Genomic DNA, 8774 nt, shown 5'->3' on the forward strand with positions numbered 1-8774 from the left:
TCGCCGAGGGCCGTTTGATGGATCAGCTTGACCTGACTATACGCATCGCCGGGGAGAACGGCGAAGGCGTGCTTACCGTCGGCGACGTGCTGGCCGAAGCGCTGGCCCGGTCCGGTCTGCACATCTATACCTTCAAGAACCTTCCCGCCGAAATCAAGGGCGGCGCGTCCATGACCCAGGTCAGGGTGCAGGACACGCCCGTGCGCTCGCCGGGCGACGCCTTGGACATCCTGATGGTCTGGAACCAGGAGAACTACGACATTCACGTGGATGAGGTCAAGCCTACCGGCGTCGTGATCTACGATCCGGACGAATGCGACGCGGACGAAAGCCTTGCTCTGACGCAGATCGGCGTGCCGCTCCAGTCGATCACGAAGACTGTCATCAAGACGATGAAGTCCAAGAACGTGCTGGCCTTCGGGATCCTGACCGCCTGCCTCGGCATTCCCTTCGATTCGGCGAAGCAGATGGTGTCCGAAAGCCGATGGGGACGCCGCAAGGAGTTTCTCGAGTCCAATATCAACGCGTTGAAGCAGGCCTATGTCTACGTGGACGAAAACGGCATCGACCTGGGCCTCCGGGTCGCCGTCGAACGCAAGAACGGACATACCCAGCTGATCATGACGGGGAACGACGCGCTCTGCATGGGCGCCCTGGCCGCCGGCTGCCGGTACTACGCCGGGTATCCCATCACGCCGGCCAGCGACGTCATGGAGACGCTGGCGAAAGCGATGCCCAGGGTGGGGGGCGTCCTGATGCAGACCGAAGACGAGATCGCCGCCATCACCGCCTCCATCGGCGCGTCCTTCACGGGCGCGAAGGTGATGACCGCCACGGCGGGCCCGGGCCTTTCCCTCATGGTCGAGGCCCTCGGCCTGGCGACCATGGAGGAGATCCCCCTCGTGGTCGTCGACGTACAGCGCGGCGGTCCGAGTACCGGCATGCCCACCAAGACGGAGCAGTCGGACCTGAACCTGGCCATCCACGGTGCCCACGGCGAGGCGCCCCGTATCGTGATCGCGGCGACCAATACAGAGGACTGTTTCTATACGGCGGTCAAGGCCTTCAATCTCGCGGAGAAGTACCAGACGCCGGTCATCCTGCTCAGCGACCAGCATCTCTCCCAGCGCGCGCAGGTCATGTCTCGCCCCGATCTGAGCGAGGTCGAGATCGTCGAGCGCAAGCAGCCCGAATCGAACGGCAGCGTCACGCCCGAGGAGTTCGACCGGTACGAGATGACGGAGGACTACGTCTCCCCCATGCCCTTGCCGGGCCGCCATGACCAGCATTACGTGGCTACGGGCCTGGAACACGACGAGCACGCCCACATCGACTACTCGCCCGAAGCCCATATCCGCATGACCGAAAAGCGGCATCAGAAGATCGAATCCGCGGTGAACGAGCCCGGATTCGTCCAGCGGTACGGCGCGGAGGACGCCCAGCTCGGGCTGATCGGATGGGGATCGTCGGAAGGTCCCATTCTGGAAGCGCTGGACCGGACCCTGGCGAAGGGGTACAAGGTGGCCGCCCTGATATTCAAGATGCTCCATCCCCTGCCTGAGAAGGAGGCCCGCGCCTTCATCGAATCCATCCCGGTGGTTTCCGTGGTGGAACTGAACGCCAGCGGGCAGTTCGCGAACTACCTGCAGGGCCGCCTGGCCGTTTCTCTCCAACGGTTCAACATCATAACAGGACTGCCCTTCAAGGCGGGCGACATCGAGGAATACATCGAAGGAGTGCTGCAGTATGGCTGAAGTCCGTACGGCCGACACCGCCAGGACCACGGCGCCCGAACGGCCCGCGAAAGCCGAGCGGCCCGGTCCGGCCAGTCAGTCAGAGGCGGCCAAGCCGCCCGCAAAACGAACGCTCAAGGACTACCGGAGCGAAGTCAAGCCCACCTGGTGCCCCGGCTGCGGGGATTTCGGCGTGCTCGCCGCACTGCAGCGCGCGCTGGCCGAACGCAACCTCGATCCCAGGGACGTGGTCATCGTGTCGGGCATCGGCTGTTCCGGCCGCCTGCCTGAATTCGTCAACGCCTACGGCCTGCACGTGGTGCACGGACGGGCGCTGCCCGCGGCCCAGGGCGTCAAGGCGGCCAATCCCGACCTGACCGTTATCGCCGTCGGCGGAGACGGCGACGGTTTCGCTATCGGCGGCGGCCACGTGCCCCATGCCGTGCGCCGCAACCAGGACATCACCTACATCGTGATGGACAACCAGGTGTACGGCCTGACCAAGGGCCAGCCGTCACCCAGCACGCCCACGGGGATGCAGGCCCTGCGGCGCAGCGTTTCCATGCCCAAGATGGCGCCTTACGAAGGGGTGCTGGAAGGCCAGCTGAACATCCTGGCCATGGTGATCGTGTACGGCTGCAGTTTCGTTGCGCGCACGTTCTCCAGCCAGGCGACGGAAATGGCGAAAACCATCGGCCGGGGGCTCGATCACCCCGGGTTCGCCTTCGTCCACGCGATGAGTCCCTGCCCCACCTTCTACAACACCTACGACCCCTGGAAAGAGTCTTTCATGCCGTTGCCGGACGACTGGGACACCGGCGACCGGATCAAGGCGATCGACATGGCCATGGAAGAGGTGGGCGACGGCGTCTTCCACAGCGGCGTGTTCTTCCAGGACGTGTACCGCACCTATACCGACAAGCTGCAGGACGTGTACGCCAAGGCCTACGGCGAAGAGCAGGCAACCATCGACGCCCTGATGGACCAGTACGCCTGAGCCTGCGGGCCCGGTCGGTCTTTAATCCCTGAACATCACCGGAACACCACGGTACGGCGTCCGTTGATCAACACGCGCCGCTGTATGTGGTAGAGTACGGCCCGCGCCAGCACGATGCGTTCGATGTCGTGCCCCACGGCCGTAAGTTCCGCCGGAGACATGCGATGGGTCACGGTCTCCACGTCCTGCTCGATGATCGGACCTTCGTCGAGGTCGGCCGTCACGTAATGGGCGGTGGCGCCGATCAGCTTCACCCCGCGCCGATGGGCCTGATGGTAGGGCCGGGCGCCCTTGAAACCCGGCAGGAACGAGTGGTGGATGTTGATGATGCGGCCCGCCATCCGCTCGCAGACCTCGGGGCCGAGAATCCGCATGTACCGGGCCAGCACGACGAAATCGATGTTGTTTTCCTCGATCTCGTCGATCAGCCGCTCCTCCTGCTCCTCCTTGTTCTCCGGCGTGATGGGAAGGTGCAGGAAGTCGATGCCCGATTCCTTCGCCAGTTGTCCGGCGTCCGGGTGATTGGAGATGATCAGCGGAATATCCAGCCGGAGCTTGTCCATACGGGTGCGGTTCAGCAGGTCCAGCAGGCAGTGCAATTCCCGCGACACCATGATGAGCGCCCGGGGCCGGGTGTCGTCGGCGGACAGGTCCCACTGCATCTCGAGTTCTTCCGCCAGGGGCGCGAAGGTGCGCCACAGCGAACCCAGGGTGACCTTACCGCCGAAATGCACCCGCATGAAGAACCGCTCGCTGAACGGATCGATGTACGTGTCGCTTTCGATGACGTGGCAGCCCTGTTCCGCCAGCCAGCGGGTCACGGTGTAGATCAGTCCCGTGCGCTTGGGACAGGACAGGGCCAGCAGGAAGTTCTTTACGGTGCGTGCCTTCATGAATGGAGACCGTTACCGTGGGTTTGTGGTTTTGCTGCGTACCGCGTGTCCTCTTCGGTGGGCGGGATCGAAGATGAAGAGGGCATGAAGGTGGACCCTTCCGCAGGGCCCGGTTGCCGTGGAGCGGCGGGCGAGATCAGGCGGAACCGGACGGAACCGGGCGGGACCGGGCAAGTTTCGGCGAGACCGGCCGGGCGCTGGCGTGCGCTGGCGTGCGCTCCGCCCTGGCTAGACCGGCGCAGGGCCGTCAGTCGTCCGTGAAGAAGTCCGCGTTGATCTGGATGTAGTTCTGCCATTCGTCCGGCGTGTCTTCTTCGGCGAAAATGGCCTCAACCGGACATTCGGGCTCGCAGGCGCCGCAGTCTATGCACTCTTCCGGATCGATGTACAGCATCCGTTCGCCGTCCTTGGTGTGAATGCAGTCCACCGGGCATACATCGACACAGCCCTTGTCCATTACGTCAATGCATGGCTCTGCGATAATGTAGGTCATCCGAGTCTCCTCGCTAAAACACGCTTTCTTGAAACAAACCGGCTTTGAGGATGCGTCGAACCCGGTACCGTCGGTAACAAACATTCAAACCAGGCAACGGTTCCGCCGCCAAAATACCGTACTATAATAGTCGGCGCGCCATGGCCTGTCAAGCCTGAATTCGTTTGACCGCGGGCCGGTTCTCCCTTAAGTTCAAAGGCCATGCCACCGTTCGCCGTACCCACCGAGTTGGCCCGCCGTTACGACGTCTGTTTCAAGTCCATAGCCATTGGCAAGTGGGTGAACCTGGACATGCTGGCGGTACGCGATCCCGATGTGCTCATCGACGAAATCGATCCGGAATTCTACGATGAGGATGAACGCCTGCCCTACTGGGCGGAGATCTGGCCCTCGGCGATCGGTCTCGGCCGTCACCTGTTCGAGTACCCCGCGCCCGCCGGTTCCCGGATCCTGGAACTGGGCTGCGGCATCGGCCTGGCCGGTATCGCCGCGGCCGCGGCCGGACTGGCGGTCACCGCGTGCGACTACGAAGAAGACGCCCTGGCCTTCGCCCGGTACAATGCCCGACTGAACGCCCTGGATGGGCGCGTTTCTTTCCGCTTCCTGGACTGGAGAAACCCGGATCTCGACCGAAGGTACACCATTGTAATCGGCTCGGACATCCTGTACGAAAGGCCGAATCACGAACCGATCCAGCGCCTGCTCCACGAAACGCTGGAACCGGGCGGCATGTTCCTCGCGAGCGATCCCGATCGCCGGGCGGCCGCCCCCTTCGTCGAATCCATGATCGCCCGGGGATACCGCCACAGCGCGCAGCCCCGTAAGGTGAAATTCGAAAGTAAGGACAACCGCATCACTGTCCACCGCTTTCTCAAAGAAGACTGAGCCGCTGCCCTGAGCCGCCCTGATCGGAAAGGACATGAAAGAAGCCATCGACCAACTACCGGAGGGTATCCGCGGACAACTGCGCCGGGCCGGCCGCCTGGCCGATGAATCGGGACAGGCGCTTTATCTGGTTGGCGGGACCGTGCGGGACCTGCTGCTGGGACGTACCAGGACGGACATCGACCTGGCGGTAGAAGGAGACGGCATGGAGTTCGCCGCCCGGCTGGCCCGGGCCTCAGGAGCCCGCTCCAGACCGAATCCCCGGTTCCTGACGGCCACCGTGGAAATGCCCGGAGGCCACAGCCTGGACGTGGCCACGGCCCGCAGCGAGACCTACGAGCACCCGGGCGCGCTGCCCTGGGTGGCGTCCGCGTCGATGGACGTGGACCTGGCACGGCGGGATTTCACGATCAATGCCATGGCGGTCTCGCTGAACGGGCCGAGCTTTGGCAAACTGGTCGATCCGTTCGAGGGCAGGTCCGACCTGCGGAAGAAACGGGTCCGCATTCTCCACGACCGGAGCTTTAACGACGATCCGACCCGCCTATTCCGGGCCGTCCGGTTCGAACAGCGCCTTCGGTTCAGGCTCGAGCGGGGGACGGAACGGAGGTTCAGGGAAGCAGTCGCGGGGGGTATGATCGGGAACCTCTCCGGCCCCCGGTTACTCGAGCAGTTGAAACTGGTCTGCTTCGAACCGGATCCCTGGCTGGTATTCAACCGGCTGGAAGGACTCGAGGTCCTCAGGGCCATCCACCCCGCCGTCGGTTCCGACGAGGGCCTGAAGACCCTGGTTCGGGAGATAAGCCCGTCCGGCCCGTCCGGCGACCTGGCGTCTCCGGCCAGCGACGGCTGGTGGATCCTGTACCTGGTGGCGCTGTTCGGCCCGCACCGGGCGGAGACTTTGCAGGGCGTCGTGGACCGGCTGAAGCCCAACCGGCGTCTCAGGAAGGCTATCGAGGACATGTCCCGGTGGTCCGTCGTGGAACGGGCCGTCGAGTCGGGGGAAATCGACACGCCGGCGGACTTCTTCCGCGCGGTGCGGACGATCTCGAAGGACACCATGCTGTTCGTCACCCTGACCCACCCTGACGAAGGCATGCGGAAACGTTGCGAATCCTATTACCACCAGCACCGGCACATGCGCCTGTCCATCGACGGAGGCACGCTCAAGGACCTGGGCATCGCGGAGGGTCCGGCTTACGGCCGGATCCTCGACGAAGTGCTTTCGATGAAGATAAACGGCGAAATCGGGACCGAGGCGGAGGAACGCCGCGCCGCGCGGACGCTTTGGTCGCGCCTTCACCGCTCCGAGCCCTGAATGGATCCGCTGCCCCAGCAAAGGAGTATCCATGCCCGACTTTACGATCCTGTTCATCGCCATGCCGGCGATCCTCTTCGCCCTGACCTTTCACGAGTATGCCCATGCCTGGGCGGCGTGGAAACTGGGCGACCCCACGGCGCGCAGCATGGGGCGGCTTTCGCTTAACCCCCTGGTACATCTCGACCCGGCCGGGACCATCATGCTGATCATCACCGTCATGAGCGGATTCGGCATCGGCTGGGCGAAACCCGTGCCGGTGGATCCACGCTACCTGCGCAATCCACGGAAGGACATGCTCTGGATCGCCCTGGCCGGGCCGGTGTCCAATATCATCCTGGCCTTCATCCTGGTGGGCGTGTTTACCCACATGCCCTCGGGCGGCGCCCTGACCGACACGCTGCGCCAGATGATCCGGTACGGCATCATCATCAACCTGGCGCTGGCCTTCTTCAACATGCTGCCGATCCCCCCGCTGGACGGGTCGCGGGTCCTGAAGGGACTGCTGCCCCCGGCGCAGGCTCAGCGGTACGGCCAGCTGGAGATGTACGGCCCCATGCTGCTGATCGGCCTGATCATCGCGGACCAGATGCTCCAGCTGGGCATCATCCGGACCTGGATCGCCGTGCCTGCCCAGATCAGCCTGCGCCTGATGAGCGAAATCTTCAGCAGCTTCTAAGCGGGGGTTTCATGCGGCTGAGCGCCGAAACGGTCCGCCTGGACCTCATCCATCCCTTCCGTATCGCCCGCGAGGTCAGCGATCACAAGCACAACGTGCTCTTGCGCATCTCCGAAGGCGAGTTGACCGGTACGGGTGAAGCCGCACCTTCTCGCTACTACGGGGAAGACGCCGGTTCGGTCATCCGGGCGCTGGAGAAAGTGCCGCCCCTCCTCGGCGGCGATCCCTTCGAACTCGAGGAAACGACCGGTCGTCTCGCGTCCGCGCTTCCGGGCGATCCCGCGGCGCGCGCGGCCGTGGATATCGCACTGCACGACCTGGCCGCCCAGCGGCTCGGCGTACCGCTCTACCGGTGGCTCGGTCTCGATCCCGCGAAAACGCCTGTCACTTCATTCACCATCGGCATCGACGAGCCGGCGGCCGTCCGCCGCAAAGTGCGCGAAGCCGAAGGGTACCCGGCGTTGAAGATCAAGCTCGGCTCGGAACAGGACCTCGACATCATGCGCGCGATCCGGGATGAAACGAATGCGCGCATCCGGATCGACGCCAACGCGGGGTGGACGGCGGACCAGGCCGTGGAAATGGTGGGCCGCCTGTCCGAGTTCGGCGTGGAACTCGTGGAGCAGCCTCTGCCCCCCGGTTCGCCCGCGGACTGGCGCAGGGTGCGGGAGGCCGCGTCCATGCCGGTCTTCGCTGACGAAAGCGTACTGGTCTCACCGGACGTGCCCGCCATGGCCGGCCTGGTGGACGGCGTCAACGTTAAACTGATGAAGTGCGGCGGGGTCCGCGAAGCGCTCCGCCTTATCCACACCGCCCGGGCCCACGGGATGCGCGTCATGATCGGCTGCATGATCGAAACCTCCGTCGCCATCACCGCCGCGGCCCATCTCTCCCCATTGGCCGACTATGCCGACCTGGACGGCAACCTGCTGATTTCCAACGATCCCTTCACAGGGGCAACCGTTCGGCAGGGACGCCTGATTCTGCCGGAGGGACCGGGAATCGGGATAGCGCCCGGGTCATAGGCAAACTCCCCTCGCCAGATCCGAAGGCCCATCACCGCTCGTAACCATGACGAGTGTCGGGAGGGTCTAACGACGATTCGCGCATATAATACATTAATTATAATTAAATAGTATGTATTACTGCGGATATGCCTTCGCGTTGCCGGCCGGTAGATTCCTGACGCCCGTGGGATGTCTTGCCCTGGCTCCGGCACGTACCGGTGCCTCGCATCCCCCGTAATCCCGGTCTGGAACGGCTTATCCGATCAAAAAACACAAAAAAGTATTGACTACGATCAATTGAAGTATAAATTATGCTTCACAGTAGTTTATTATGTTTGGATGGATTGAATGAAATCTGCACGCATCAGGGTGATTCACGTCCGACGACACTGATATCCGCACAATCTGCGACAGTTAACCACTGTCCAATACGCGCAATTGCACTGGACGGGAAAGGAGGACATATAGAACGGTGCCGTTAAGCATCTACCTTTTTACAGCAAAGAGTAAAATTCGATAAACGGGAGACAACAATGCATTACCTCATAGTAATTGTGATTGCGTTCGCGCTATCCACGATGGGATGCGAAGGCAAGACAGGCCCCGCCGGTCCTACCGGCGCTCAAGGCGCGGCTGGTCCGCAGGGCGTAGCAGGTTCTACCGGTCCTCAAGGCGCGCTTGGCCCGCAAGGTCCCGAAGGTCCGCAAGGTCCCGAAGGCCCGCAAGGTCCCGAAGGCCCGCAAGGTCCCAAGGGTGACCAAGGTGATCA

General features: G+C 63.3%; 8 protein-coding genes. 6 read left to right on the forward strand and 2 right to left on the reverse strand.

What is annotated here, in order from left to right:
• The first annotated feature begins 17 nt into the window (after window positions 1–17).
• Both F4Y38_08285 and F4Y38_08290 read left to right on the forward strand, forming a co-directional pair.
• On the forward strand, window positions 18–1754 hold the full coding sequence (locus tag F4Y38_08285; GenBank protein ID MXY49285.1) for a 2-oxoacid:acceptor oxidoreductase subunit alpha: 1737 nt from the start codon (window positions 18–20) through the stop codon (window positions 1752–1754).
• A complete protein-coding gene (locus F4Y38_08290) occupies window positions 1747–2730 on the forward strand; it encodes a 2-oxoacid:ferredoxin oxidoreductase subunit beta (GenBank protein ID MXY49286.1) in 984 nt (327 codons plus the stop codon). The genes F4Y38_08285 and F4Y38_08290 overlap by 8 nt, the downstream gene beginning before the upstream one ends.
• A gap of 35 nt (window positions 2731–2765) precedes the next feature.
• Here F4Y38_08290 and purU read toward each other — a convergent pair whose 3' ends face one another.
• Both purU and F4Y38_08300 read right to left on the reverse strand, forming a co-directional pair.
• Window positions 2766–3623, reverse strand: coding sequence for a formyltetrahydrofolate deformylase (gene purU, locus F4Y38_08295; protein ID MXY49287.1), 858 nt, complete (start codon window positions 3621–3623; stop codon window positions 2766–2768).
• Window positions 3624–3870: 247 nt separating this feature from the next.
• Window positions 3871–4116, reverse strand: coding sequence for a ferredoxin family protein (locus F4Y38_08300; protein ID MXY49288.1), 246 nt, complete (start codon window positions 4114–4116; stop codon window positions 3871–3873).
• A gap of 201 nt (window positions 4117–4317) precedes the next feature.
• Here F4Y38_08300 and F4Y38_08305 point away from each other — a divergent pair, with 201 nt between their 5' ends.
• From F4Y38_08305 to F4Y38_08320, 4 genes are read left to right on the forward strand one after another with little or no spacing between them, the layout of a single operon-like run.
• Window positions 4318–5001 carry a methyltransferase domain-containing protein gene (locus tag F4Y38_08305; GenBank protein ID MXY49289.1) on the forward strand — a complete coding sequence of 228 codons (684 nt, stop codon included), beginning with the start codon at window positions 4318–4320 and terminating at the stop codon, window positions 4999–5001.
• A gap of 34 nt (window positions 5002–5035) precedes the next feature.
• Window positions 5036–6319: a CCA tRNA nucleotidyltransferase gene (locus tag F4Y38_08310; protein MXY49290.1), complete on the forward strand. Its 1284-nt coding sequence runs from the start codon at window positions 5036–5038 to the stop codon at window positions 6317–6319.
• Between the two features lie 31 nt (window positions 6320–6350).
• Window positions 6351–6998 (forward strand): site-2 protease family protein, encoded by a 648-nt coding sequence (locus F4Y38_08315; protein MXY49291.1) that lies wholly within the window; start codon window positions 6351–6353, stop codon window positions 6996–6998.
• Between the two features lie 11 nt (window positions 6999–7009).
• Window positions 7010–8023 (forward strand): dipeptide epimerase, encoded by a 1014-nt coding sequence (locus tag F4Y38_08320; GenBank protein MXY49292.1) that lies wholly within the window; start codon window positions 7010–7012, stop codon window positions 8021–8023.
• Window positions 8024–8774 lie beyond the last annotated feature (751 nt).

This window comes from Gemmatimonadota bacterium, assembly GCA_009838645.1.
Classification (GTDB): Bacteria; JAAXHH01; JAAXHH01; order JAAXHH01; family JAAXHH01; genus JAAXHH01.

Coding starts and splice junctions, on each gene's coding strand:
- F4Y38_08320 (MXY49292.1), top strand. CDS start 7,010: ATGCGGCTGAGCGCCGAAACGGTCCGCCTGGACCTCATCCATCCCTTC.
- F4Y38_08315 (MXY49291.1), top strand. CDS start 6,351: ATGCCCGACTTTACGATCCTGTTCATCGCCATGCCGGCGATCCTCTTC.
- F4Y38_08310 (MXY49290.1), top strand. CDS start 5,036: ATGAAAGAAGCCATCGACCAACTACCGGAGGGTATCCGCGGACAACTG.
- F4Y38_08300 (MXY49288.1), bottom strand. CDS start 4,116: ATGACCTACATTATCGCAGAGCCATGCATTGACGTAATGGACAAGGGC.
- purU (MXY49287.1), bottom strand. CDS start 3,623: ATGAAGGCACGCACCGTAAAGAACTTCCTGCTGGCCCTGTCCTGTCCC.
- F4Y38_08285 (MXY49285.1), top strand. CDS start 18: ATGGATCAGCTTGACCTGACTATACGCATCGCCGGGGAGAACGGCGAA.
- F4Y38_08305 (MXY49289.1), top strand. CDS start 4,318: ATGCCACCGTTCGCCGTACCCACCGAGTTGGCCCGCCGTTACGACGTC.
- F4Y38_08290 (MXY49286.1), top strand. CDS start 1,747: ATGGCTGAAGTCCGTACGGCCGACACCGCCAGGACCACGGCGCCCGAA.